Annotated in this window: 21 protein-coding genes, 1 tRNA gene and 1 rRNA gene; 10 read left to right on the top strand and 13 right to left on the bottom strand. The window is 65.3% G+C overall.

Going from position 1 to position 23,046, the window contains the following annotated elements; translation table 11 throughout:
* Nucleotides 1-16: 16 nt before the first annotated feature.
* Nucleotides 17-92: transfer RNA gene (locus tag ACL58G_RS00425), tRNA-Phe, on the bottom strand.
* Nucleotides 93-228: 136 nt separating this feature from the next.
* On the opposite strand from ACL58G_RS00425, the gene ACL58G_RS00420 reads away from it, so the two are divergent.
* The 6 genes from ACL58G_RS00420 (at nucleotide 229) to ACL58G_RS00395 (ending at nucleotide 7,719) form a co-directional block, all read left to right on the top strand.
* Complete coding sequence (locus ACL58G_RS00420) at nucleotides 229-1,467, top strand: FAD-dependent monooxygenase (RefSeq protein ID WP_413386491.1); 1,239 nt, start codon at nucleotides 229-231, stop codon at nucleotides 1,465-1,467.
* A gap of 27 nt (nucleotides 1,468-1,494) precedes the next feature.
* The gene (locus ACL58G_RS00415) at nucleotides 1,495-2,217 is read left to right on the top strand and encodes a DsbC family protein (RefSeq protein WP_371767897.1); all 723 of its coding nucleotides are present in this window, start codon (nucleotides 1,495-1,497) and stop codon (nucleotides 2,215-2,217) included.
* A gap of 156 nt (nucleotides 2,218-2,373) precedes the next feature.
* Nucleotides 2,374-2,832: a (2Fe-2S)-binding protein gene (locus tag ACL58G_RS00410; protein WP_413338139.1), complete on the top strand. Its 459-nt coding sequence runs from the start codon at nucleotides 2,374-2,376 to the stop codon at nucleotides 2,830-2,832.
* Between the two features lie 10 nt (nucleotides 2,833-2,842).
* Nucleotides 2,843-5,062 (top strand): molybdopterin cofactor-binding domain-containing protein, encoded by a 2,220-nt coding sequence (locus tag ACL58G_RS00405; RefSeq protein WP_440964589.1) that lies wholly within the window; start codon nucleotides 2,843-2,845, stop codon nucleotides 5,060-5,062.
* A 2-nt stretch (nucleotides 5,063-5,064) separates the two neighbouring features.
* Nucleotides 5,065-5,655, top strand: a complete 591-nt coding sequence (locus ACL58G_RS00400; RefSeq protein ID WP_413389059.1) for a nucleotidyltransferase family protein — start codon at nucleotides 5,065-5,067, stop codon at nucleotides 5,653-5,655.
* A gap of 234 nt (nucleotides 5,656-5,889) precedes the next feature.
* Nucleotides 5,890-7,719, top strand: coding sequence for a M61 family metallopeptidase (locus ACL58G_RS00395; RefSeq protein ID WP_440964588.1), 1,830 nt, complete (start codon nucleotides 5,890-5,892; stop codon nucleotides 7,717-7,719).
* Between the two features lie 207 nt (nucleotides 7,720-7,926).
* Here ACL58G_RS00395 and ACL58G_RS00390 read toward each other — a convergent pair whose 3' ends face one another.
* From ACL58G_RS00390 to rpe, 10 genes are all read right to left on the bottom strand, one after another.
* Entirely contained in the window at nucleotides 7,927-9,483 is a 1,557-nt protein-coding gene (locus tag ACL58G_RS00390; protein WP_440964587.1) for a hybrid sensor histidine kinase/response regulator, read from the bottom strand.
* Nucleotides 9,484-9,488: 5 nt separating this feature from the next.
* Complete coding sequence (locus tag ACL58G_RS00385; protein ID WP_440964586.1) at nucleotides 9,489-10,295, bottom strand: alpha/beta fold hydrolase; 807 nt, start codon at nucleotides 10,293-10,295, stop codon at nucleotides 9,489-9,491.
* 76 nt (nucleotides 10,296-10,371) lie between these two features.
* On the bottom strand, nucleotides 10,372-10,857 hold the full coding sequence (locus ACL58G_RS00380; RefSeq protein WP_440964585.1) for a TonB family protein: 486 nt from the start codon (nucleotides 10,855-10,857) through the stop codon (nucleotides 10,372-10,374).
* Nucleotide 10,858: 1 nt separating this feature from the next.
* Nucleotides 10,859-11,659, bottom strand: coding sequence for an indole-3-glycerol phosphate synthase TrpC (trpC, locus tag ACL58G_RS00375; protein WP_413386503.1), 801 nt, complete (start codon nucleotides 11,657-11,659; stop codon nucleotides 10,859-10,861).
* An 8-nt stretch (nucleotides 11,660-11,667) separates the two neighbouring features.
* A complete protein-coding gene (locus ACL58G_RS00370) occupies nucleotides 11,668-12,306 on the bottom strand; it encodes a LysE family translocator (protein ID WP_440964584.1) in 639 nt (212 codons plus the stop codon).
* Between the two features lies 1 nt (nucleotide 12,307).
* On the bottom strand, nucleotides 12,308-13,342 hold the full coding sequence (trpD, locus tag ACL58G_RS00365; RefSeq protein WP_413386507.1) for an anthranilate phosphoribosyltransferase: 1,035 nt from the start codon (nucleotides 13,340-13,342) through the stop codon (nucleotides 12,308-12,310).
* 115 nt (nucleotides 13,343-13,457) lie between these two features.
* Nucleotides 13,458-14,027, bottom strand: coding sequence for an anthranilate synthase component II (locus ACL58G_RS00360; protein ID WP_413340254.1), 570 nt, complete (start codon nucleotides 14,025-14,027; stop codon nucleotides 13,458-13,460).
* Between the two features lies 1 nt (nucleotide 14,028).
* Entirely contained in the window at nucleotides 14,029-15,525 is a 1,497-nt protein-coding gene (gene trpE, locus ACL58G_RS00355; RefSeq protein WP_413386511.1) for an anthranilate synthase component I, read from the bottom strand.
* A gap of 206 nt (nucleotides 15,526-15,731) precedes the next feature.
* The gene (locus ACL58G_RS00350) at nucleotides 15,732-16,430 is read right to left on the bottom strand and encodes a phosphoglycolate phosphatase (protein WP_413386513.1); all 699 of its coding nucleotides are present in this window, start codon (nucleotides 16,428-16,430) and stop codon (nucleotides 15,732-15,734) included.
* Entirely contained in the window at nucleotides 16,430-17,110 is a 681-nt protein-coding gene (rpe, locus tag ACL58G_RS00345; RefSeq protein WP_413340269.1) for a ribulose-phosphate 3-epimerase, read from the bottom strand. The genes ACL58G_RS00350 and rpe overlap by 1 nt, the downstream gene beginning before the upstream one ends.
* A gap of 110 nt (nucleotides 17,111-17,220) precedes the next feature.
* Between rpe and apaG the strand changes: the two genes are divergently transcribed.
* Nucleotides 17,221-17,595: a Co2+/Mg2+ efflux protein ApaG gene (gene apaG / locus ACL58G_RS00340; protein WP_413340250.1), complete on the top strand. Its 375-nt coding sequence runs from the start codon at nucleotides 17,221-17,223 to the stop codon at nucleotides 17,593-17,595.
* On the opposite strand, the gene ACL58G_RS00335 is transcribed toward apaG, so the two are convergent.
* Nucleotides 17,596-17,724 carry a hypothetical protein gene (locus tag ACL58G_RS00335; RefSeq protein WP_267873821.1) on the bottom strand — a complete coding sequence of 43 codons (129 nt, stop codon included), beginning with the start codon at nucleotides 17,722-17,724 and terminating at the stop codon, nucleotides 17,596-17,598. It abuts the gene before it with no gap.
* Between the two features lie 22 nt (nucleotides 17,725-17,746).
* Here ACL58G_RS00335 and mltA point away from each other — a divergent pair, with 22 nt between their 5' ends.
* Nucleotides 17,747-18,958, top strand: a complete 1,212-nt coding sequence (gene mltA, locus ACL58G_RS00330; protein ID WP_440964583.1) for a murein transglycosylase A — start codon at nucleotides 17,747-17,749, stop codon at nucleotides 18,956-18,958.
* Nucleotides 18,959-18,961: 3 nt separating this feature from the next.
* On the opposite strand, the gene ACL58G_RS00325 is transcribed toward mltA, so the two are convergent.
* Nucleotides 18,962-20,215: an MFS transporter gene (locus ACL58G_RS00325; RefSeq protein WP_440964582.1), complete on the bottom strand. Its 1,254-nt coding sequence runs from the start codon at nucleotides 20,213-20,215 to the stop codon at nucleotides 18,962-18,964.
* A 91-nt stretch (nucleotides 20,216-20,306) separates the two neighbouring features.
* Between ACL58G_RS00325 and ACL58G_RS00320 the strand changes: the two genes are divergently transcribed.
* Nucleotides 20,307-21,083: an enoyl-CoA hydratase gene (locus ACL58G_RS00320; protein ID WP_440964581.1), complete on the top strand. Its 777-nt coding sequence runs from the start codon at nucleotides 20,307-20,309 to the stop codon at nucleotides 21,081-21,083.
* Nucleotides 21,084-21,463: 380 nt separating this feature from the next.
* Nucleotides 21,464-22,992 (top strand): 16S ribosomal RNA (locus tag ACL58G_RS00315).
* The last annotated feature ends 54 nt before the right edge of the window (nucleotides 22,993-23,046 follow it).

Raw genomic sequence — 23,046 nt, 5'->3', positions numbered from 1 at the left:
TTTTCGCTTGAAACTTTGGTGGCCCGGGGCGGAATCGAACCACCGACACAAGGATTTTCAATCCTCTGCTCTACCAACTGAGCTACCAGGCCAAAGGAGGCATGATTATAGCGACGGGTTTGCGAAGCTGCAAGGGCCTGTCGAGCAGTTTTTTTTGGCAACGGCCAGGACGATATGCCCGTCCCGTTCGCAGGAAGCAGGCCACGGTGACGGTCTATAATGTTCATCATGAGCACACAGACCACTTCCTCCGCACATCATCGCAACGTCGCCCGCCGCAGCGACATCTGCATCGTCGGCAATGGCGCCATCGCCAAGACGGCGGCCCTGGGCCTGTCGCAGGCCGGGCACAGCGTCACCTTGCTCGTGCCGCCCGCGCGGCCGGATGCGCCGGAGGCGTCGACCGGCGCCGAAAAACCCTGGGATGTGCGCGTGTACGCGCTCAACCATACGGCGCATACGTTGTTGTCGTCGCTGAAAGTATGGGGCGCGCTCGACATGGCGCGCGTGGCGCCCGTCGACGCCATGGACGTGCAGGGCGACGGGGAGCAGGGCGGCCATCTCGGGTTCGATGCGTTCGGCGCCCATGCGGGCTCGCTCGCGTGGATCGTCGAGGACAGCAACCTGAACCAGGCGCTCGACGCGGCGCTGCGCTTCGCCCAGAACGTCGAGACCGTCACGGGACGCGCCTGCCGCATCGTGAGCAGCGCGGAAGACGTCGAGGTCGAGCTGGAAGACGGCAAGGTGCTCGCGGCCCAGCTGCTCGTCGGCGCCGACGGCCGCGATTCCTGGGTGCGCGGGCAGTGCGACATCGGCATCGATTACCGTTCGTACCACCAGCGCGCCATCGTGGCGAATTTTGCGTGTGAGAAGCCGCATCACAACGTCGCCTATCAGTGGTTCACGTGCAAGGAAGGCATCGTCGCGCTGCTGCCGCTGCCGGGGAATAAAGTGTCGCTCGTGTGGTCCGCGCCGGACACGCTGGCGGACACGATCATGAACGAATCGCTGGGCGAACTGGCGATCCGCCTGGGCGAGTATTCGGAAAACAGGCTGGGCCTGCTGAAGCCGCTGCAGCCGGAAAACGTCAAGGCGATCCCGCTGGCGCTCGTGCGCCCGCACGCGATCACGGCGCCGCGCGTCGCGCTCATCGGCGACGCGGCCCACGCGGTGCATCCGCTGGCCGGGCACGGCATGAACCTGGGCTTCGGCGATATCAATGCGCTGCTCGACACGCTCGCCGCGCGCGACGACCACCAGGGCATCGGCGACGAGCGCCTGCTGGCGCGCTACGCGAGAGCGCGCAAGGAAGACGTATTGCTGATGCAACTCGCCACGGATGGCTTGGAGCGCTTGTTCGGCGCAAATCTTGAGCCCGTGCGCGTGGTTCGCAATTTAGGATTAAACTTGCTGGATAAGTTGCCTCTGATCAAGCGACGGCTGATCGCCCACGCGATGGGCAGGTAACGCGGCACATCATTAAGGAATTCACTCATGGGTAAAACGAAGCTCGCCGTCCTGCTGGCGACCGGCCTGATCACGTCATGCGTCGGCGCGCAGAATTCGGTCGAGGCGAACATCAAGAAGGCGATCGAACCGCGCCTCGGCGGCGCCAAGATCGAGTCGATCAAGGAAACGCCGTACGCCGGCCTGTACGAACTGCGCGTCGCGGGCGACATCCTGTACACGGACAAGAAAGGTGAATACCTCATCATCGGCCACGTCTACGATGCCAAGACGACGCGCGACCTGACCCGCGAGCGCATCGACGACATCAACAAGATCAAGTTCTCCGACCTGCCGCTGAACGACGCCATCAAGCAGGTCAAGGGCGACGGCAAGCGCGTGATCGCCGTGTTCGAAGACCCGAACTGCGGCTACTGCAAGCGCCTGCGCCAGACGACGCTGAAGAACATGGACAACGTGACGATCTACACGTTCCTGTACAACATCCTGTCGCCGGACTCGTTCGAGAAATCGAAGAATGTCTGGTGCGCCCCGGACCGCGCCAAGGCCTGGGACGACTGGATGATCAACAACAAGCCGGCACCGGCCGCGCCGGCGAGCTGCGAGTCGCCGAACGAGAAGGTGCTGGCGCTGGGCCAGAAGCTGCACATCACCGGCACGCCGGCGATCTTCTTCTCGGACGGCAGCCGGATTCCGGGCGCCGTCGACCAGAAGACGCTCGAGGCCAAACTGGCCGCCCTCAAGCAGTAAAGCGAAAAGCCCGGCACCGCCGGGCTTTTTTTGCTCGCATGTGCAAACGTTTGGTGGGCATGGAGTGCCGTAGGGTGGGCTCCCCGAGCCCACGATGCGACCGCAACACCAGACCGGCAAACCAACAAACCACCATACCAAAACAAGGGAGAAGACATGCTCACATTGAACATCAACGGGCGCGACGTCCAGGTCGACGCCGATCCCTCCACGCCCATCCTGTGGACGCTGCGCGACAACCTGAACATGACCGGCACCAAGTTCGGCTGCGGCGCCGCCCTGTGCGGCGCCTGCACGGTGCACCTGGACGGGCAGGCGATCCGCTCCTGCGTCACGCCGATCTCCGCCGCCACGGGCCACAAGATCACGACCATCGAAGCGATGGAATCCGACAAGGTCGGCAAGGCCGTGCAGGACGCGTGGGTCAAGCATGACGTCCCGCAGTGCGGCTATTGCCAGAGCGGCCAGGTGATGAGCGCCACGGCCCTGCTGCGCGTGAACAAGAAGCCGACCGACACCGACATCGACAACGCCATGAGCGGCAACATCTGCCGCTGCGGCACTTACCAACGCATCCGCGCGGCCATCAAGGATGCCGCCAAAACCCTGGCGTAAGGAGGCCCGCATGCTATTCGAACAGATGAAAAATGCGGCTCCCGCCGGCGGCCGCTTTGCCCCGACCTCGCGCCGCGGTTTCCTGAAAGCCGGCACGCTGGCGACCGGTGGCCTCGTGCTGGGCTTCGTGCTGCCAACTGGCGGCCGCTTCGCCCGCGCCGCCGATGCCGCCAAGCCGACGGTCTACGCGCCGAACGCCTTCCTGCGCGTGGCGCCGGACAACACGGTGACCGTGCTGGTCAACCGTCTCGAGTTCGGCCAGGGCGTGCACACGGCGCTGCCGATGGTGATCGCGGACGAACTCGATGCCGACTGGAGCCAGGTGCGCGGCGAACTCGCGCCGGCCGCCGACGTGTACAAGGATCCGGCCTTCGGCATCCAGATGACGGGCGGCTCGGGCACCATCGCCCACTCGTTCACGCAATACCGCGAAGTGGGCGCCCGCGCCCGCGCGATGCTGGTCCAGGCCGCCGCCCAGCAGTGGAAGGTGGATCCGTCCCGGTGCCGCACGGCGAAGGGCGTCGTCTACGGCCCGGCGGGCCAGAAGGCGACTTATGGCTCGCTGGCCGAAGCGGCGATGGCCCTGCCGGTGCCGCAGACCGTCACGTTGAAGGACCAGAAGGCGTTCCGCTACATCGGCAAGCCCATGCCGCGCCTGGACGCGCGCGCCAAGTCGACGGGCCGCCAGCAGTTCGGCCTGGACGTCAAGCCGGCCGGCACCAAGGTCGCGGTCGTCGCGCACCCACCCGTGTTTGGCGCGAAGGTGGCGAAGTTCGATGCGGCCAAGGCCAAGGCCGTGCGCGGCGTGATCGCCGTGCTGGAGATTCCGGTGGACCGGGGCGGCCGCGGGGTGGCCGTCGTCGCCGACGGCTACTGGCCGGCGAAACAGGCGCGCGACTTGCTCGCCATCGAGTGGGACACGAGCGCCGTCGAGAAAGTCGACAGCGCCAAACAGCTGGCGCAGTTCGCGGAACTGGCGAAGACGCCGGGCGCCGTCGCCCGCAAGGTCGATACGTCGAAGCTCGCGGGCGCCAGCAAGAAAATCTCGGCCGTCTACGAATTCCCGTACCTGGCGCACGCGCCGATGGAACCGATCAACTGCACGGTCGACCTGAAGGACGACGCGTGCATCCTGTGGGTCGGCTCGCAATTCCAGACTATCGACCAGGCCGCTGCCGCCGCGACGGCAGGCCTGAAGCCCGAGCAGGTCACCCTGAACACGATGATGGCGGGCGGCGGCTTCGGCCGGCGCGCCGTGCCGACGTCGGACTTCATCGTGGAAGCCGTCAACATCGCCAAGGCCTACAAAGCGGCGGGCCATGCGGGTCCGGTGAAGCTGATCTGGAGCCGCGAGGACGACATCCGCGGCGGCTACTACCGTCCGTCGCACATCCACCGCGCGGACATCGGCCTGGACGCCGGCGGCAACATCGTCGCGTGGGACCACACGATCGTCGGCCAGTCGATCATCACCGGCACCGCGTTCGAACCGATGATGGTCAAGAACGGCGTCGACGCCACGATGGTCGAAGGCATGGGCGAGCCGTACGACGTGCCGCTGAACCTGACGGCGCATGCGGTGAAAGCCAACGTGCCCGTGCTGTGGTGGCGCTCCGTCGGGTCCACCCACACGGCGTTCGTGATGGAGACGCTGATCGACGAGGCGGCCCATGCTGCCGGCCAGGACCCGGTCGCGTACCGCAAGAAGCTGATCGACGCGAAGCATGCGCGCCATCATGCGGCGCTGGATCTCGCCGTCGCGAAATCCGGCTACGGCAAGAAGACGCTGCCGAAAGGGCGTGCATATGGCGTCGCGCTGCACGAGTCGTTCAACACGGTCGTCGCCTACGTCGTCGAAGCGTCGATCGTCGACGGCAGCCCGAAAGTGCACAAGGTCACGGCCGCCGTGCACTGCAACCTGCCCGTCAACCCGATGTCCATCGAGGCGCAAGTGCAGGGCGCCGCGCTGATGGGCCTCGGCACGACGCTGCCGGGTGCGCGCATCACGCTGAAGGATGGCGTCGTCGAGCAGCAGAACTTCGGCGACTACACGGTGGCGCGCATGAACGACATGCCGCAGGTGGACGTCCACATCGTGCCGTCGCAGGATCCGCCGACGGGCATGGGCGAGCCGGGCCTGCCGCCGCTGGCGCCGGCGCTGGCCAATGCCGTGTTCAAGCTGACCGGCAAGCGCCTGCGCAAGCTGCCGTTCGACCTGGCGGCGGCGTGAACCTGTCCCCGGTCGCGCATGTTGTCGGCCTTCTGTTGGCGGCCGGCCGGGGGCGCCGTTTCGATCCGGCCGGCGTGCGCAACAAGCTGCTGCAGCCGCTGGCCGGCGAACCCGTCGTCGTGGCCAGCGCGCGCAAGCTGCTGGCCGCCGTCCCGCGCGTCGTCGCCGTCGTGCCGCCGCTTGACGCCGGCGTGGGCGGGCAACTGGCCGCGCTCGGCTGCGACGTGACCGTGTGCCCGGATGCCGACAGCGGCATGGCGGCTTCGCTCACGCATGCCATCCGTTATTCGCTGCCATCGAACCCGCAGGCCTGGCTCGTGGCGCTGGGCGACATGCCGTATGTCGATCCGGCCACCCTGCGCCGCCTCGCCGAGACACTGGCCGCCGGTGCGGGCATCGCGGCACCCGTGCTGGATGGGCGGCGCGGCAATCCGGTCGGATTCGGGGCCGTGCACCTGGACGCGTTGCTGGCGTTAAGCGGCGACGCGGGCGCGCGGCGGCTGTTGCAGGCGTTTCCGGTGACCGAGGTGCCGGTCGACGACCCGGGGATTTTCCGCGACATCGACCTGCCGGGCGACCTTACGGGAACGTAATCCCAACCGTGTGAACATGCGGTTCTGTTCACGCTGGCCGCGTGAACATGCAGATCTGTTCACGCTGGCCACGTGAACATGCAGATCTGTTCACGCTGGTCACGTGAACATGCAGATCTGTTCACGCTGGTCACGTGAACATGCAGATCTGTTCACGCTGGCCGCGTGAACATGCTCTTTTTCTGAAAAATCCGATTACACTACGGCGCATCGGAGAGAGATTGTTCACGTCATATGAAAAAAGCACCCCAGAAGCAGCCGCCGGCCATCCAGTACACCATCGTCCCGAAGGACCTCGCCGGGCACCTGTTCAACGTCACCGTCACCGTGGCGGCGCCGCATCCGGACGGGCAGGTGTTCGCGCTGCCGGCCTGGATCCCGGGCAGCTACATGATTCGAGAGTTCGCGCGCAACATCGTGCGCATCCGCGCCGAGGCCGCGGGTGAAGCGGTCCGTCTCACGAAGCTGGACAAGCATAGCTGGCAGGCCGCGCCCGCCGCCGGGCCGCTGACGCTGCATTACGAGGTGTATGCGTGGGACCTGTCGGTGCGCGCCGCCCACCTGGACCAGACCCACGGCTTCTTCAACGGCACGAGCGTGTTCCTGCGCGTCGTGGGCCAGGAGACGCGGCCGCACCAGGTCGACATCCAGCGTCCGGGCGACCCGGCCGCCCGCACGTGGCGCGTGGCCACCTCGCTGCCGGAAGGGGGCGCGAAGCGCTACGGCTTCGGCACCTATGTCGCGGGCGACTACGATGAGCTGATCGACCACCCCGTCGAGATGGGCGATTTCGTGCTGGGCGGCTTTACCGCGCACGGCGTACGCCACGATATCGTCATCACGGGCCGCGTGCCGAACCTGGACATGGCGCGCCTGGAAAAAGACCTGAAAGCCATCTGCGAGACCCAGATCGCGTTCTTCGAGCCGAAGACGAAGAAGGCGCCGATGGACCGCTACGTGTTCCTGACGATGGTCGTCGGCGACGGCTACGGCGGCCTGGAACACCGCGCGTCGACGGCGCTGATCTGCGCGCGCACCGACCTGCCGACGACGGCCGCGCCGAAGACCGCCGAGCCAAACGAGGGCTACATCAAGTTCCTGGGCCTGTGCAGCCACGAGTACTTCCACACCTGGAACGTCAAGCGCATCAAGCCGGCCGTGTTCGCGCCGTATGACCTGCAGGTCGAGAACTACACGCCGCTGCTCTGGCTGTTCGAGGGTTTTACGAGCTATTACGACGACCTGATGCTCGTGCGCAGCGGGATCATCAGCGAGGCCACGTACTTCAAGCTGCTCGGCAAGACGGTCGGCAGCGTCCTGCGCGGCACGGGCCGCACGAAGCAGAGCATTGCCGAGTCCAGCTTCGACGCCTGGAGCAAGTACTACCGCCAGGACGAGAACGCGCCGAACGCGATCATCAGCTATTACACCAAGGGTTCGCTGGTCGGCCTCGCGCTCGACCTGACGATCCGCGCGAAGACGGAAGGCGCGAAGTCGCTGGACGACATCATGCTCGCCTTGTGGGACCGCTACGGCCGCGACTTCTACAAAGGCAAGGAAGGAGGTGGGCGCGGGGTCACCGAGCAGGAGGTGGAAAGCCTGTTCGACGAGGTGAGCGGCGTGCGGTTGAAGTCGATCTTCGACCGCTACATCCGCGGCACGGAAGACATCCCGCTGGCCAAGCTGTACGCGCCGTTCAGCGTGAAGGTGATGGAAGAGCGCAAGAACGCCAAGCCGTCGCTGGACGCCGGCATCGGCCGCGACGCCGCCGGCATCAAGCTGACGCAGGTGCACGAAGGCGGCGCGGCGCACCAGGCGGGTCTGTCGGCCGGCGACATCCTCATCGCCGTCGACAGCCTGCGCGTGAACGGCAACCCGTCCAACCTGGACCAGCTGCTCGCGCGCTACCGCGTGGGCGACACGGTGACCGTGCACGCGTTCCGCCGCGACGAGCTGATGGCGTTCGACGTCACCCTGCAGGGCGACCGCGTGCCATGCGTGCAGATTTCGGTGGCGCCGGGCACGCGCAAGGGGCCGGCGGTGAAGCGGCCGAGCGCCAGCTGAGCGTAGGGTGGGCGGCCCTCCGCCCACGCGTAATGCTTTCACATCGCCGGCGTTACGCGTGGGCACGTAATTGATGCCCCCGGTATCAATTACCCCACCCTACGGCAAATGCGGCCGAGCGCCAGCTGAGCGTAGGGTGGGCGGCCCTCCGCCCACGCGTAACGCCAACATGTCGCGAACGTCACGCGTGGGCACGGGGTGCCCACCCTACGGCAAATAGGATCGCAAGAGATCGAAATCGATCGGCTTGGTGAGGTGACGGTCGAACCCGGCCGCGAACGCCCGCTCGCGGTCCTTCTGCTGGCCCCACCCGGTCGTCGCAATCAGCGTGATGCCGGCCCCCGCAGACAGCTGGCGCACGCGGCGCGCCAGTTCGTAGCCGTTCATGTCCGGCAGGCCGATGTCGAGCAGGGCCACGGCCGGCGCGAAGCCGGGGAGCATCTCCAGCGCCTGGGCGGCCGTCGCCGCCGTTCTCACCTCGCAGCCGTGCAGCTCCAGCGTCATCGCCAGCGTCTCGGCGGCATCCTCGTTGTCGTCCACGACGAGGACGCGCAGTTGGGCCGGCGCCGCCGTTCCGGACGGTGCCTGCAAAGACGGCGCCCACACGCCGCCTTGCGCCAGCGGCAGCCGGATCGTGAACGTGCTGCCCAGGCCCGGGCCCGGGCTGTCCGCATGCACGCTGCCGCCGTGCAGTTCGACGATCCCGCGCACGAGCGCCAGGCCGATCCCGAGGCCGCCTTTCGACCGTTCGAGCGCCGGTTCGAGTTGCGAGAACATGTTGAAGACGGTGGCGAGCGCCGAGGCGGGCAGGCCGATGCCGTTGTCGCGCACGCTGATCTCGGCCGTGCCGTCGTCGCACGACAGCCGCAGCTCGATCGTGCCGCCATCCGGCGTGTACTTGGCCGCGTTGGTGAGCAGGTTGATGACGACCTGCGCGAGCCGCGTCGCATCGCCGTCCACGACCACGGGCGGCGCCGCGATGGACAGGCGCAGCGTGTGGCGCGCCGCTTCCATCGTCGCGGCGAGGTCGTGTGCCGCGCCCTGCACGAGGGCGGACAATTCCACTGGCGCGCGTTGCAGCTGCATGCGGCCCTGCGTGATGCGCGAGACTTCCATCAGGTCGTCGACGAGGCGCGTCAGGTGGCGCATCTGCCGGTCGAACGCCTGGAGCAGGCGGTTGTCCGTTCCGTGGCCGAACTTCAGCTTGAGGACGTCGAGCGCGCTGCGCATCGGCGCGAGCGGGTTGCGCAGTTCATGCGACAGGGTTGCGAGGAATTCGTCCTTGCGCCGGTCCGCGGCCGACAGCTGCGCATTCAGCTTTTGTAATTCCTCCTCGGCGCTGCGGCGCGCGTCCAGCGCCGCTTCCGCCGCCTTGCGGGCCGCCAGCAGTTCGCGTTCGTACGCGCGCCGGTCGGAGGCCTTGAACAGGGCCCAGTGGTCGATCATGCCGTCCGCTTCCTGGCGGCGGCTGATGTTGATCAGCATGGGCAGGCGCTCCTGGCGCTTGTTGCGCAGGTCGACCTGGATCTCGGCCACGGAGCCCTGCACCTGCAGGATCGGCTGGCAATGCGTGTGGTAGAACAGGCGGGCGCCCACCGGCAGCAGATCCTGCATGCGCACCTTGCCGACGAGCTCCTCCTCCGCATAGCCGAGCCACGTGCACGCCATGCTGTTCGCCCTCAGGATCACGCCGTCGGCCTCCGTCAGCAGCAATGCGCAGGCGGCTTGATCGAACAGGATGTCGCCGGAGGGCGCGGTCGGCACGGATGTCAGCGCAGTGCGTGCGCGAGGAAGTTGTCGATGGCGCGCGAGCTTTCCGTGGGCGCGCTCATGTGCGGGCAATGACCGACGTTCTCGATGACGTGCAGGACGCTGTCCGGCAGGTGCCGGTGCAGGAAGTCGCCGACGGCACGGGGCGCAACGAGGTCGTCGCTGCATTGCAGGATCAACGCCGGCACGGTCGAACGGGGCACGTCCGCGCGGTGGTCGGACAGGAACGTCACGCGGGCGAAATGCTTGGCGATCTCGGGATCGTTGCGGCAAAAGCTCTCGGTCAGCTCCTTGCGCAGTTCCGGACGGTCGGGCACGCCCATGATTGCGGGCGCCAGGCTGCTCGACCAGCCGAGGTAATTGGCGTCCATCGTCTCGAGCAGCTCGTCGATGTCTTCCCGGCTGAACCCGCCGACGTAGTCGCCGTCGTTGATGTAGCAGGGCGACGGGCCCACCATGACCTGCGCGACGAATTTTTCCGGTGCCTTGATCGTGGCCAGCAGGCCGATCATCGTGCTGACGGAATGGCCGACGAAGATGACGGGACCGGTCGCGCATTCGTCGACGATCTCGAGCAGGTCGTCCGCGTAGCCGTGCAGGGTGCCGTACTTGTCGCGGTCGTACGCGGACAGGTCGGAACCGCCGCTGCCGACCAGGTCAAACGCGATCGTGCGGAAGCGATCCTCATAGGCCGGCGCCAGGAACCGCCACATGGTCTGGTCGCAGCCGAAGCCGTGGGCAAACACCATCGTCGCCGGGCCGGTGCCGGCCAGCCGGACATTGTTCCTGTGCTGTATTGTCGACATGAATATCAAAAGTGTAAAAGTGTAACGAATAATTATAGACCGAATATTGCCGAGCAGGCGCACCCGTCGCGCATGGTCACGGCGACGGCGATTCCGACGCCTGCGGCCCCGCCAGGCTGCGCAGCTGATACCGCTCGCTGTCCGCGAACAGGAAGGTTTCGGAGAACGTGAGCCGGCCCGTCGGCGGGGGCGGCAGCGGCGCACTGCGCCGCACGGACGCCAGCGCGATCTCGGACGCATCCGGATTGCGCGAGCGCTGCACGGCCACGTCCGCCAGTTGGCCGTCGCGGTCGACGGTGATCTCGAGCACGACGATGGCCGGCAGCATGGGCGGCAAGGTGCCCGTCCAGGCGCGTTCGGGATTGTGGTCGGCCACGTGGCGCGCGACCTGGGTCTTGTAGTCGTCCAGGCCCGCGGGCGCGGGGGCCGTCGGCGAGGCGGGATGGAAGATACGTCCGACGGAAGAGGTGACGGCCTCGGTGGCCGTCCTGACGCTCGAGCATCCGCCCAGGCCTGCGATCGAGATAACGAGAACGAGGCCTGCGCGGATGATCGTGTTCATGTCAGTCGAATAAGCGTTTGAGTTCCGTGCCGGGATCGGGCGCGCGCATGAACGCTTCGCCCACCAGGAACGCATGCACGTTGGCGTCGCGCATGCGCTTGACGTCGGCGGGCGCCAGGATCGCGGACTCCGTGACCACGAGCCGTTCCGCCGGAATGCGCGGCAGCAGGCCGATGGTCGTGTCGAGCGTGACCTCGAAGGTGCGCAGGTTGCGGTTGTTGATGCCCAGCAGGCGCGTCTTGAGCTTCAGGGCCGCATCCAGTTCGTCGCCGTCATGGACTTCGACCAGCACGTCCATGCCGAGTTCCTGGGCACATGCCTCAAGATCCGCCATCAGGCCATGATCCAGCGCAGCGACGATCAGCAGAATCGCGTCCGCACCCATCGCGCGGGCTTCGTATACCTGGTACGGGTCGATGATGAAATCCTTGCGGATCACGGGCAGGTTGCACGCGGCGCGCGCCTGCTTCAGGTACTCGGGCGAGCCCTGGAAGAATTGCACGTCGGTCAGGACGGACAGGCACGATGCGCCGCCCGCGGCATAGCTCCGGGCGATCTCGGCCGGACGGAAGTCGGCGCGAATCACGCCTTTCGACGGCGACGCTTTTTTCACTTCGGCGATCACGCCCGCACGGCCCGCGTCGATGCTGCGGCGCAGGCTCGCCTCGAAGCCGCGCAGGTCGGCGCGCAGGGCGGCATCGCTTTCGACGTCGCGGCGCAGGCTGTTGAAATCGCGCTGCTGCTTGGCCGCGGCGACTTCCGTGGCTTTGACGTCGAGGATCTTGTTCAGGATATCGGACATGGTGGTATTCAGTGTTGTTTCGCCAGCGCCAGCTTGACGCCGAGCCAGACGAACAGGCCGCCGGTGGCGCGGTTGAGCCATTGCGCGGCGGCGGGATTCAGTTTCAGGCGCGCGCGTGCCTGCGCGGTGAACAGCGCCAGCGCATGGCACCACAACATGCCGTTGATGTTGAAGATGGCGCCCAGGATCAGGAAGGCGGCCGCCTTGTGCGGCGCGTTCGCGTCGATGAATTGCGGGACGAAGGCGAGGAAGAACAGCGCCACCTTCGGGTTCAGCACGTTCGTCAGGATGCCTTGCGCGTAGATGCGGCGCAGGGGCAGCGGGGCGACGGTGAGTGGCTGAGCGGCGGCACCGTCGCCGCGCTTGCTGAGCAGCATGCCGACAGCCAGGTACAGGATGTACGCGGCGCCAAGCAGCTTGACGACGGTGAACGCGGCGGCCGACGTGGCCAGGATCGCCGACAGCCCGAGGGCCGCAGCGAAGATGTGCACGAAGGTGCCCGTGCCGATGCCGAGGGCCGCCGCGCTGCCGGCGCGCCAGCCCTGCGTCGCGCTGCGCGTCATGATGAGCAGCGAATCCGGTCCCGGCATGATGTTCAGCAGCAGGCCGGACACGACGAACAGCGCGAGGTCGTGGATGCCGAACATGTCAGCTCGCCGCGCCGAGCTGGCGCGTGACGCTCACGAACTGGTCGAGCTTCGCCAGCGCCGCGCCCGACGCGATGGCGGTGCGGGCGCGCAGCAGGCCGTCCTCGATGGACGCCGCCACGCCGGCCGCGTACAGCGCCGTGCCCGCGTTCAGCGCCACGATGTCGTGGGCCGGACCCGGTTCGCCGCGCAGCGCTTCCATGATGCGCGCCTTCGATTCGGTGGCGTCGGCCACTTTCAGGTTGCGGCTGGCGATCATCGCGAGGCCGTAGTCTTCCGGGTGGATCTCGTATTCGCGGATTTCGCCGTTGACGAGTTCACCGACCATCGTGCCGGCGCCGAGCGAGACTTCGTCCATGTTGTCGCGGCCCCAGACGACGAGCGCATGCTGGGCGCCGAGGCGCTGCAGCACGCGCACCTGGATGCCGACGAGGTCCGGGTGGAACACGCCCATCAGGATGTTCGGCGCGCCGGCCGGATTCGTCAGCGGGCCGAGGATGTTGAAGATGCTGCGCACGCCCATCTCGCGCCGGACGGCGGCCACGTTCTTCATGGCCGCGTGGTGGTTCGGGGCGAACATGAAGCCGATGCCCGTCTGCGCGATCGACTGGGCGATCTGCTCGGGTTTCAGGTCGATGTGCGCGCCGAACGATTCGATGACGTCCGCGCTGCCGGACGACGACGACACGCTGCGTCCACCGTGCTTGGCGACGCGCGCGCCCGCGGCGGCTGCGACGAACATCGACGCGGTCGAGATATTGAAAGTGTGCGCGCCGTCGCCGCCGGTGCCGACGATGTCGACGAGGTGCGTCGTGTCGGCCATCGGGACCTTGGTGGAGAATTCGCGCATCACCTGCGCCGCGGCGGTGATTTCGCCGATGGTTTCCTTCTTCACGCGCAGGCCCATGGTCAGCGCGGCGACCATCGTCGGCGAGATTTCGCCGGACATGATCTGGCGGAACAAATGCAGCATCTCGTCGTGGAAGATTTCACGGTGCTCGATGCAGCGGAGGAGGGCTTCTTGTGGGGTGATCATGGCAGGTCCAGTATGAATATACACCTCGTCGCCCCCGCGCAGGCGGGGGCCCAATTGCTGTGCGGCGTGCAAGCAACTTGGGTTCCCGCCTTCGCGGGAACGACGTCGTTCTTGCTCAGGCGGTGCGTTCGAGGAAGTTCTTCAGCATCGCATGCCCGTGCTCCGACAGGATCGACTCGGGATGGAACTGCACGCCCTCGATGTCGAATTCCTTGTGGCGCACGCCCATGATCTCGCCGTCGTCCGTCCACGCCGTCACTTCCAGGCACGCCGGCAGCGACGCGCGCTCGATCGCCAGCGAGTGGTAGCGGATCACCGTGAAGGGGCTCGGCAGGCCCTTGAACACGCCTTCGCCGATGTGCGCGATCTTCGACGTCTTGCCGTGCATGACCTGCTTGGCGCGGATGATCCTGCCGCCGAACGCTTCGCCGATGGCCTGGTGGCCCAGGCACACGCCGAGGATCGGCTTCTTCCCCTTGAATTCGCGCAGCACGTCCACCGACACGCCGGCATCCTTCGGCGACTTCGGACCCGGCGAGATGCAGATGCGGTCCGGGTCCAGGTCCGCGATTTGTTCGAGGGTGATCTCGTCGTTGCGCACGGTGCGCACTTCCTCGCCCAGCTCACCGAAGTACTGCACGATGTTGTAGGTGAACGAGTCGTAGTTGTCGATCATGAGCAGCATGTCAGATCTCCCCATCCAGTCCGTCTTGCACTTGCTCGGCCGCGCGCAGCACGGCGCGCGCCTTGTGTTCCGTTTCCAGCCATTCCATCTCGGGGATGGAATCCGCGACGATGCCCGCCGACGCCTGCACGTACAGGTTGCCGTCCTTGATCACGCCCGTGCGGATCGCGATCGCCACGTCCATCTCGCCGCCGAAGGAGAGATAACCGCAGGCGCCGCCGTAGATGCCGCGCATCACGGGCTCGAGTTCGTCGATGATTTCCATCGCGCGCACCTTCGGCGCACCCGTCAGCGTGCCGGCCGGGAAGGTGGCGCGCAGCACGTCCAGGTTCGACATGCCGTCCTTGAGCGTGCCTTCCACGTTGGAGACGATGTGCTGCACGTGCGAGTACTTCTCGATGACCATCTGGTCCGTGACTTTCACGCTGCCGGTCGTGGCGATGCGGCCGATGTCGTTGCGCGCCAGGTCGATCAGCATCACGTGTTCCGCCACTTCCTTCGGATCGTTCAGCAGTTCGTGCGCCAGTTCGGCGTCGCGTTCCGGCGTCGAACCGCGCGGGCGCGTGCCGGCGATCGGGCGCAGCGTCACCTTGCGGCCGCCGTCGGCGTCCTTCTCGTTGCGCACCAGGATCTCGGGCGACGAACCCACGATCTGCATGTCGCCGAAGTTGTAGTAGTACATGTACGGCGACGGATTCAGCGAGCGCAGCGAACGGTACAGCGACAGCGGCGAATCCACGTACGGCTTGCGGATGCGCTGGCCGATCTGCACCTGCATCAGGTCGCCCGCCATCACGTATTCCTTCGCGACGGCGACGGCCTTCAGGTAGTCTTCCTTGCTGAAGTCGCGCACGGCCTCGGTGCGTACGGAGCTCGACGTCACCGGCGCGTCCACGCTCCGGCGCAGCATCACGCGCAAGTCCTTCAGGCGCTGGCGGGCCTTGTTGTAGGCTTCGGGCTGGGACGGATCGGCATATACGATGAGATACAGTTTGCCCGACAGGTTGTCGATCACCGCCAGCTCTTCCGTCACCATCAGCTGGATTTCCGGCAGGTCCAGTTCGTCGCGCGGCGCCGTGTGCGCCAGCTTCTTCTCGATGTGGCGCACGGTGTCGTAGCCGAAGTAGCCGGCCAGGCCGCCGCAGAAGCGGGGCAGGCCCGGGCGCAGCGCGACCTTGAAGCGGGATTGATAGGCCTCGATGAAGTCGAGCGGATTGCCTTCGTGCGTCTCGATGACGTCCCCGTTCTTCTCGACCGTCGTGACATTGCCGCGCGTGCGCAGCAGCGTCCTGGCCGGCAGGCCGATGAAGGAGTAGCGGCCGAAGCGCTCGCCGCCGACCACGGACTCGAGCAGGAACGTGTTCTTGCCGGCGTCCTGGCTCTGGGCCAGCTTCAGGTACAAGGTGAGCGGGGTTTCGAGATCGGCAAATGCTTCCGCGATCAGGGGAATACGGTTATAGCCTTGCGTGGCGAGCGATTTGAATTCGAGTTCGGTCATGCTTTTCTCCGGGCCGCCCGCAGGGAAGGGGAACGGGCGGCGATTTCTTCAAAAAACCTGCCGGTATCTATGTGCACAGGGCGTGCACCGGCAGCAATCAGCTTGGGTCAGATGGACCAGGATTGCCAGCGTCGCCACAGCCAGGCCTCATGGGCACCGGTTGGGTTGACGATGTGTTTTTTGGCGAAAAACATGGAGTAGATGGTTTAGGAGTTGGCTTTGTTATGAGCGCTGATCAGTTCAGCCGCTTCAAGTAGCGAACCAACTATACCATCGGAATTAATACTTTGCACAGGTTTTCCGTGGTTGTAGCCATACGGGACCGACAACACGAAACACCCGGCCGCGCGCGCGGCTTCGGCGTCGTTGCTGGAGTCGCCGATCGCGACCACGCGCGCCGGCTCCACGTCGAAGTCGCGGCAGACCTGCAGCAGCGGCATCGGATCCGGCTTCTTGCGCGGGAACGAGTCGCCGCCGTAGACCAGCTCGAACCAGGGTGTGAGGCCCTTCTTCGCGAGGAGCGGCTGGGTGAACGCGACGGGTTTATTGGTCACGCACGCGAGGCGCAGGCCCAGGTCCTTCAGGGCCTGCAAGCCTTCGATCACGTGCGGATACAAGGTCGCGCGTTCGCCGTTGATGGCGAGGTAGTGGCGCTGGTAGGCGGCCATCGCGTCGTCGAACACGGCGTCGATGCGGTCCGTGTCGTAGTCGCGGGCCAGCACGTCGCGGATCAGCTTTTCCGATCCCTTGCCGACCATCGGTTCGATGATCTGCTGGGTGATCGGCGCCAGGCCGAATTCCGCGCGCATGCCGTTCAGCGCAAGCTCGAAATCCGGCACGGTGTGCAGCATCGTGCCGTCCAGGTCGATGATGGCGGCCCGGATCGCCGCAGCGCCAGCTTTCATCAGGCGGCCTTTTTCGAGACGGTGGCCAGTTCGGCGCGCATCGCGTCGATGACGGCCTTGTAGTCCGGCTTGCCGAAGATGGCGGAACCGGCCACGAACGTGTCGGCGCCGGCTGCTGCTGCGGCGGCGATGTTGTCGGCCTTGATGCCGCCGTCGACCTCCAGCAGGATGTCGCGGCCCGATTCATCGATCATGCGGCGCGCGAGCGCGATCTTCTTCAGCGCTTCCGGAATGAACGACTGGCCGCCGAAGCCCGGGTTGACGGACATGATGAGGATCATGTCGATCTTGTCCATCACGTGTTCCAGGTGGTGCAGCGGGGTGCCCGGGTTGAACACGAGGCCGGCCTTGCAGCCGTTGTCGCGGATGAGCTGCAGCGTGCGGTCGATGTGTTCCGACGCTTCCGGGTGGAAGGTGATGATGTCGGCACCGGCCTTGGCGAAATCGGGAATGATGCGGTCGACCGGCTTGACCATCAGGTGGACGTCGATCGGCACCTGCACGTGCGGACGGATGGCCTGGCATACCAGCGGGCCGATCGTCAGGTTGGGAACATAATGGTTGTCCATCACGTCGAAGTGGATGATGTCGGCGCCGGCGGCGACGACATTGCGCACTTCCTCGCCCAGGCGGGCGAAGTCGGCGGACAGGATGCTGGGAGCGATGCGGTAGGTCATGATGGGCCGGGGTTGCTTAAGACAAAGCCAGCATTGTACGCCGACGCCGTGCTTTCGGCCGACGTTGTATCATGTGGGCCAAGCGCTCTTTTGCCATTTCAACAAGGAACACCATGCCCGCCTACGATTTCGAGATCACCGTCAGGACCCAATACCTGCCGGAGCAATCCCACCCGGAGCGGACGCAGCACGTGTTCACCTACACGATCACGATCAGGAACACGGGCACCGTGGCGGCCCAGCTGATCTCGCGTCACTGGGTGATCACGGACGCCAACAACAAGGTGCAGGAAGTGCGTGGCCTGGGCGTCGTCGGCCACCAGCCGCTGCTGCAGCCGGGCGAGCAATTCGAATACACGAGCGGCACCCAGATGGAAACGCCGCAGGGTTCGATGGTCGGCGAGTATTTCTTCGTCGCCGAGGACGGCCACCGTTTCGAAGTCAAGATTCCCGAATTCGTGCTGTCGCTGCCGCACGCATTGCACTGATCAGATCTCGGGCGTATCGTTCTTCCTGGTCGAGGACGGCTTCTGCTCGGGCTTGCGGCCCGAGAACATCGTCCACCAGACGATGAACACCAGCAGGAACAAGGCCACGCCGGCCTCCAACATCAGCATCCACATTCCGTTGTCATCCCATATGTTTTCGACACGCCGCAGTGTACCCGCTTTATTGACCCTCGTCGCCTTGCTGGCGGCATGTACCACGACGCCGCCCCCGCAGCCGCCGGTCAGGCTGCCGCCGCCCGTCGGACCCGTGCCGGTGCCGCCGACCCAGCCGCCGGCGCAGCCGCAACAACCGCCGCCGCCCGCGCCCCTGTTCACGCCGGTGACGTTCGATGCGTTGCCAGGCTGGCAGCAGGACGACCTGCGCCAGGCCTGGCCCGCGTTCCAGGCGTCGTGCCGCGCGCTGGGCGCGAAGCCGGACTGGAAGGCGCCGTGCGCGGCCGGCAAATCGGTCGACCCCGGCGACGGCACGGCCATCCGCCAGTTCTTCGAGACGTATTTCGTGCCGAATCTCGTGCGCACGCCCGACGGCGCGGACGCTGGCCTGATCACGGGCTACTATGAGCCGATGCTGCGCGGCGCCCGCAAGCGCGGCGGCGCGTACCAGACGCCTCTCTATAAAGTACCGGACGACCTGATCACCGTGAACCTGGCGAGCGTCTACCCGAGCCTGAAGGGCATGCGGCTGCGCGGACGCCTCGTCGGCAAGACCGTCGTCCCGTACGCCACGCGCGCCGATATCGAGCGCGCGCGCATCCCGGGCAAGGAACTGGTGTGGGTCGACGATCCCGTGGAGGCGTTCTTCCTCGAAGTGCAGGGCTCCGGCCGCGTGCAGCTGGACGACGGCGACACCGTGCGCATCGCCTACGCCGACCAGAACGGCCATCCGTACAAGGCGATCGGCCGCTGGCTGATCGAGCAGGGAGAGTTGGCGCCGGGCGAGGCGACGGCGCAGGGCATCAAGGCGTGGATCGCCGCGCATCCGGAGCGCCGCCAGGAACTCCTCAACGTCAACCCGAGCTACGTGTTCTTCCGCGAGGAGCGCCTGCCCGATCCGAACGTCGGCCCGAAGGGTGCCCTGGGCGTGCCGTTGACGCCCACGCGCTCCGTCGCCGTCGACCCGGCCTTCATCCCGCTCGGCGCGCCGCTGTTCCTGTCGACGACGGAGCCGGCGGGCGACGTGCCGCTGCAGCGCCTCGTGATGGCGCAGGACACGGGCGGCGCCATCAAGGGCGCCGTGCGCGCGGACTTCTTCTTCGGCTTCGGCGGCCAGGCGGCCGACAACGCGGGCCGCATGAAGCAGCGCGGGCAGATCTGGGCGCTGTTGCCGCGACCGGGTAACTGAGGCTTATTGCCGTATCCGGTGCAGGCGGGTGCCGAACAGCGTGGTGAGCGTCAGCAGCAGGGCGCCCGCCGCCACGACCGTGAGGCCGCCGCGCACGCCGAGCCGCTCGGCCAGCGCACCGGCACCGGCCGCGCCGATGGGCGCCACGGCCACCGTCATGAAGCGCATCGTCGACGTCATCCGCCCCAGCAGCGCATCGGGCGTGACGCGCTGGCGCAGAGCGAGATAGGGCAGGAAGAACAGGGTGCCGCCGCAATCGAGGCAGAACACGACGCCGGCATAGGCGGCCGCCGTGGCGGCGCGGCTGCCCAGCAGGTCGCGCGGGATCGTCGGCATCAGCATGAAGCCGAGGCACGAGATGCACAGGCCCGCGGCGATGGCGCCGCCGGAGCCGAAGCGGCGCGTCAGCGGTTTCAATAGCAGGGAACTGAGTAACACGCCGGCGCCGCCCAGCATCTGCGAGGTGCCCATCAGGCCCGGCGACATCCCCAGCACGCGCGTGGCGAACAGCACGTACAGCGCCGTGTAGCCATAGAACAGCAGGTGCCAGCACGCGGACGTCCACGCGAGCAGCCGCAGTACCGGCTGGCTCCACACGAATTTCAATCCTTCGGCCACGTCGCGCAGCACGTGCGATTGCGGCGGCTGCGGTTGCGGCTCGCGCGTGCGGATCCGGCGCAGATTCCACAGCGAGACCGTAAAGCCGGCCACGTTGCACAGGATCGCGACAGGCGCCCCCAGCGCCTGCACGAGCAGGCCCGCGATGCCGGGGCCGAGCAGGCGCGAGGCGGATTCCGTCGCGCCCAGCTTCGATTGCGCATCGATGAGGCCATCGCGGCCCACGAGGAACGTCAGGAAGATCTGCTCCGCGCTGCCGCCCACGACGAATCCCGTCCCCAACATGAACTGCACGGCGTACAGCCAGTGCACGCTGAGCCACCCCTGCCACCACGCGAACGGCACGCTGGCGAGGCTCAGCGCGACCATTGCATCGCTGGCCAGCATGACGGGCAGGCGCCGGCTGCGGTCGAGCAGGACGCCCGTCGGCAGCGAGAACAGCAGGGAGCCGACGGCGGCCAGGGTGCCCATCTGGGCTGGCGTCGCGTGCAGCAGCAGGGCCGCGCAGATCGGGAGGGCCAGCAGCGTGATCTGGGCGCCGAAGTTGGTCAGCGTGCTGCTGAACCAGAAACGGCGAAAGTCGGCGTTGCGCAGCTGGCGGTCGGTCGACAGGCGGCTGAGGAGGGAGAGAGCGGGCACGGGTAGATGATAACAAATGCATGATTGCCGTATACGTCACATGCGTCGTTCAGGCGCTACAATCTGGGCTCATCTTATTAAGGGGTGTCCCATGGAATATTCTGACCTGCTGATCGAACACCACGACAAAGTGGTCGTGATCCGCCTGAACCGTCCGAAGGCGCTGAACGCCCTCAACGACAACATGATGAACGAGCTGGGCGACGCGCTGTACAAGTTCGACGCCGACCCGGCCGTCAACGTCATCATCCTGACCGGCAGCGACAAGGTGTTCGCCGCGGGCGCCGACATCGCCGCGATGGCCAATTACACGTATGCCGATACCTACCCAGGCAATTACATCGGCCGCAACTGGGAACACATCCTCAATGTGCGCAAGCCGGTGATCGGCGTCGTCGCGGGCTACGCGCTGGGCGGCGGCTGCGAACTGGCGATGATGTGCGACTTCCTGATCGCGTCGGAGACGGCCAAGTTCGGCCAGCCGGAGATCAGGGTCGGCGTAACCCCGGGCGCCGGCGGCACGCAGCGCCTGCCGCGCGCAATCGGCAAGTCGAAAGCCATGGACATGCTGCTGACGGCGCGCATGATCGATGCGGCGGAAGCGGAGCGCACGGGTCTCGTGTCGCGCGTCGTGCCGGCCGACCTCGTGATGACGGTGGCGCTGGAAGTGGCGGAGACGATCGCGGCGATGCCGGTGTCGGTGGCCATGCAGATCAAGGATGCGGTCAACCGTGCGTTCGAGACGACGCTGACCGAAGGCGTACGTTATGAGCGCCGCTTCTTCCATGCGGGTTTCGGTACGCCGGCGCAGAAGGAGGGGATGGCGGCGTTCCTGGAGAAGCGCAAGCCGAATTTCGAGGGTATGTAATTCCCAACACCCCTTGCACGGATGCGGGCGGGTTTGCTATAGTTCGCGTCCTGCTTCTGCAGCGCATGAAATCGAACGAATTCAGTGTGTTGCAGAAACAGCGAGGGGTTGACGAGTTAAGCGAAACACTGCATAATCTCACTTCTCTGCTGCTGACGAACAAAACGATTCGCAAACGCAGCAAGGCAGTACCGAATACAGCTCTTTAACAATCAACAGTCGATAAGTGTGGGCGTTTGATGAAGTGCCAGTATCGCTTCGGTGATACTGAATGCTTAAATTATCAAATGTTCACGCAAAAGAAATACGTTGCTCAGCAATGAGTAACGGTCAGTATTTTGAGTGAGCGATCTGCTACGAAAGTAGCAAAAACAGAGATTAAACTGAAGAGTTTGATCCTGGCTCAGATTGAACGCTGGCGGCATGCTTTACACATGCAAGTCGAACGGCAGCGCGGGGCAACCTGGCGGCGAGTGGCGAACGGGTGAGTAATATATCGGAACGTACCCAAGAGTGGGGGATAACGTAGCGAAAGTTACGCTAATACCGCATACGATCTACGGATGAAAGTGGGGGACCTTCGGGCCTCATGCTCCTGGAGCGGCCGATATCTGATTAGCTAGTTGGTGAGGTAAAGGCTCACCAAGGCGACGATCAGTAGCTGGTCTGAGAGGACGACCAGCCACACTGGGACTGAGACACGGCCCAGACTCCTACGGGAGGCAGCAGTGGGGAATTTTGGACAATGGGCGCAAGCCTGATCCAGCAATGCCGCGTGAGTGAAGAAGGCCTTCGGGTTGTAAAGCTCTTTTGTCAGGGAAGAAACGGCTCCGGCTAATATCTGGGGCTAATGACGGTACCTGAAGAATAAGCACCGGCTAACTACGTGCCAGCAGCCGCGGTAATACGTAGGGTGCAAGCGTTAATCGGAATTACTGGGCGTAAAGCGTGCGCAGGCGGTTTTGTAAGTCTGTCGTGAAAGCCCCGGGCTTAACCTGGGAATTGCGATGGAGACTGCAAGGCTTGAATCTGGCAGAGGGGGGTAGAATTCCACGTGTAGCAGTGAAATGCGTAGAGATGTGGAGGAACACCGATGGCGAAGGCAGCCCCCTGGGTCAAGATTGACGCTCATGCACGAAAGCGTGGGGAGCAAACAGGATTAGATACCCTGGTAGTCCACGCCCTAAACGATGTCTACTAGTTGTCGGGTCTTAATTGACTTGGTAACGCAGCTAACGCGTGAAGTAGACCGCCTGGGGAGTACGGTCGCAAGATTAAAACTCAAAGGAATTGACGGGGACCCGCACAAGCGGTGGATGATGTGGATTAATTCGATGCAACGCGAAAAACCTTACCTACCCTTGACATGTCAGGAACCTCCGAGAGATTGGAGGGTGCCCGAAAGGGAGCCTGAACACAGGTGCTGCATGGCTGTCGTCAGCTCGTGTCGTGAGATGTTGGGTTAAGTCCCGCAACGAGCGCAACCCTTGTCATTAGTTGCTACGAAAGGGCACTCTAATGAGACTGCCGGTGACAAACCGGAGGAAGGTGGGGATGACGTCAAGTCCTCATGGCCCTTATGGGTAGGGCTTCACACGTCATACAATGGTACATACAGAGGGCCGCCAACCCGCGAGGGGGAGCTAATCCCAGAAAGTGTATCGTAGTCCGGATCGCAGTCTGCAACTCGACTGCGTGAAGTTGGAATCGCTAGTAATCGCGGATCAGCATGCCGCGGTGAATACGTTCCCGGGTCTTGTACACACCGCCCGTCACACCATGGGAGCGGGTTTTACCAGAAGTAGGTAGCTTAACCGCAAGGAGGGCGCTTACCACGGTAGGATTCGTGACTGGGGTGAAGTCGTAACAAGGTAGCCGTATCGGAAGGTGCGGCTGGATCACCTCCTTTCTAGAGTGGCACGGGAGCTAACGCTCCATCATCAAGCGCCCACGCTTATCGGCT

It is taken from the genome of Massilia sp. GER05 (assembly GCF_052056005.1).
GTDB lineage: Bacteria > Pseudomonadota > Gammaproteobacteria > Burkholderiales > Burkholderiaceae_D > Telluria > Telluria orientalis.
This window is presented reverse-complemented; position numbering and strand designations above follow the sequence as displayed.

Coding starts and splice junctions, on each gene's coding strand:
- ACL58G_RS00420 (WP_413386491.1), top strand. CDS start 229: ATGAGCACACAGACCACTTCCTCCGCACATCATCGCAACGTCGCCCGC.
- ACL58G_RS00415 (WP_371767897.1), top strand. CDS start 1,495: ATGGGTAAAACGAAGCTCGCCGTCCTGCTGGCGACCGGCCTGATCACG.
- ACL58G_RS00410 (WP_413338139.1), top strand. CDS start 2,374: ATGCTCACATTGAACATCAACGGGCGCGACGTCCAGGTCGACGCCGAT.
- ACL58G_RS00405 (WP_440964589.1), top strand. CDS start 2,843: ATGCTATTCGAACAGATGAAAAATGCGGCTCCCGCCGGCGGCCGCTTT.
- ACL58G_RS00395 (WP_440964588.1), top strand. CDS start 5,890: ATGAAAAAAGCACCCCAGAAGCAGCCGCCGGCCATCCAGTACACCATC.
- ACL58G_RS00385 (WP_440964586.1), bottom strand. CDS start 10,295: ATGTCGACAATACAGCACAGGAACAATGTCCGGCTGGCCGGCACCGGC.
- ACL58G_RS00380 (WP_440964585.1), bottom strand. CDS start 10,857: ATGAACACGATCATCCGCGCAGGCCTCGTTCTCGTTATCTCGATCGCA.
- trpC (WP_413386503.1), bottom strand. CDS start 11,659: ATGTCCGATATCCTGAACAAGATCCTCGACGTCAAAGCCACGGAAGTC.
- ACL58G_RS00370 (WP_440964584.1), bottom strand. CDS start 12,306: ATGTTCGGCATCCACGACCTCGCGCTGTTCGTCGTGTCCGGCCTGCTG.
- trpD (WP_413386507.1), bottom strand. CDS start 13,342: ATGATCACCCCACAAGAAGCCCTCCTCCGCTGCATCGAGCACCGTGAA.
- ACL58G_RS00360 (WP_413340254.1), bottom strand. CDS start 14,027: ATGCTGCTCATGATCGACAACTACGACTCGTTCACCTACAACATCGTG.
- trpE (WP_413386511.1), bottom strand. CDS start 15,525: ATGACCGAACTCGAATTCAAATCGCTCGCCACGCAAGGCTATAACCGT.
- ACL58G_RS00350 (WP_413386513.1), bottom strand. CDS start 16,430: ATGAAAGCTGGCGCTGCGGCGATCCGGGCCGCCATCATCGACCTGGAC.
- apaG (WP_413340250.1), top strand. CDS start 17,221: ATGCCCGCCTACGATTTCGAGATCACCGTCAGGACCCAATACCTGCCG.
- ACL58G_RS00335 (WP_267873821.1), bottom strand. CDS start 17,724: ATGCTGATGTTGGAGGCCGGCGTGGCCTTGTTCCTGCTGGTGTTCATC.
- mltA (WP_440964583.1), top strand. CDS start 17,747: ATGTTTTCGACACGCCGCAGTGTACCCGCTTTATTGACCCTCGTCGCC.
- ACL58G_RS00320 (WP_440964581.1), top strand. CDS start 20,307: ATGGAATATTCTGACCTGCTGATCGAACACCACGACAAAGTGGTCGTG.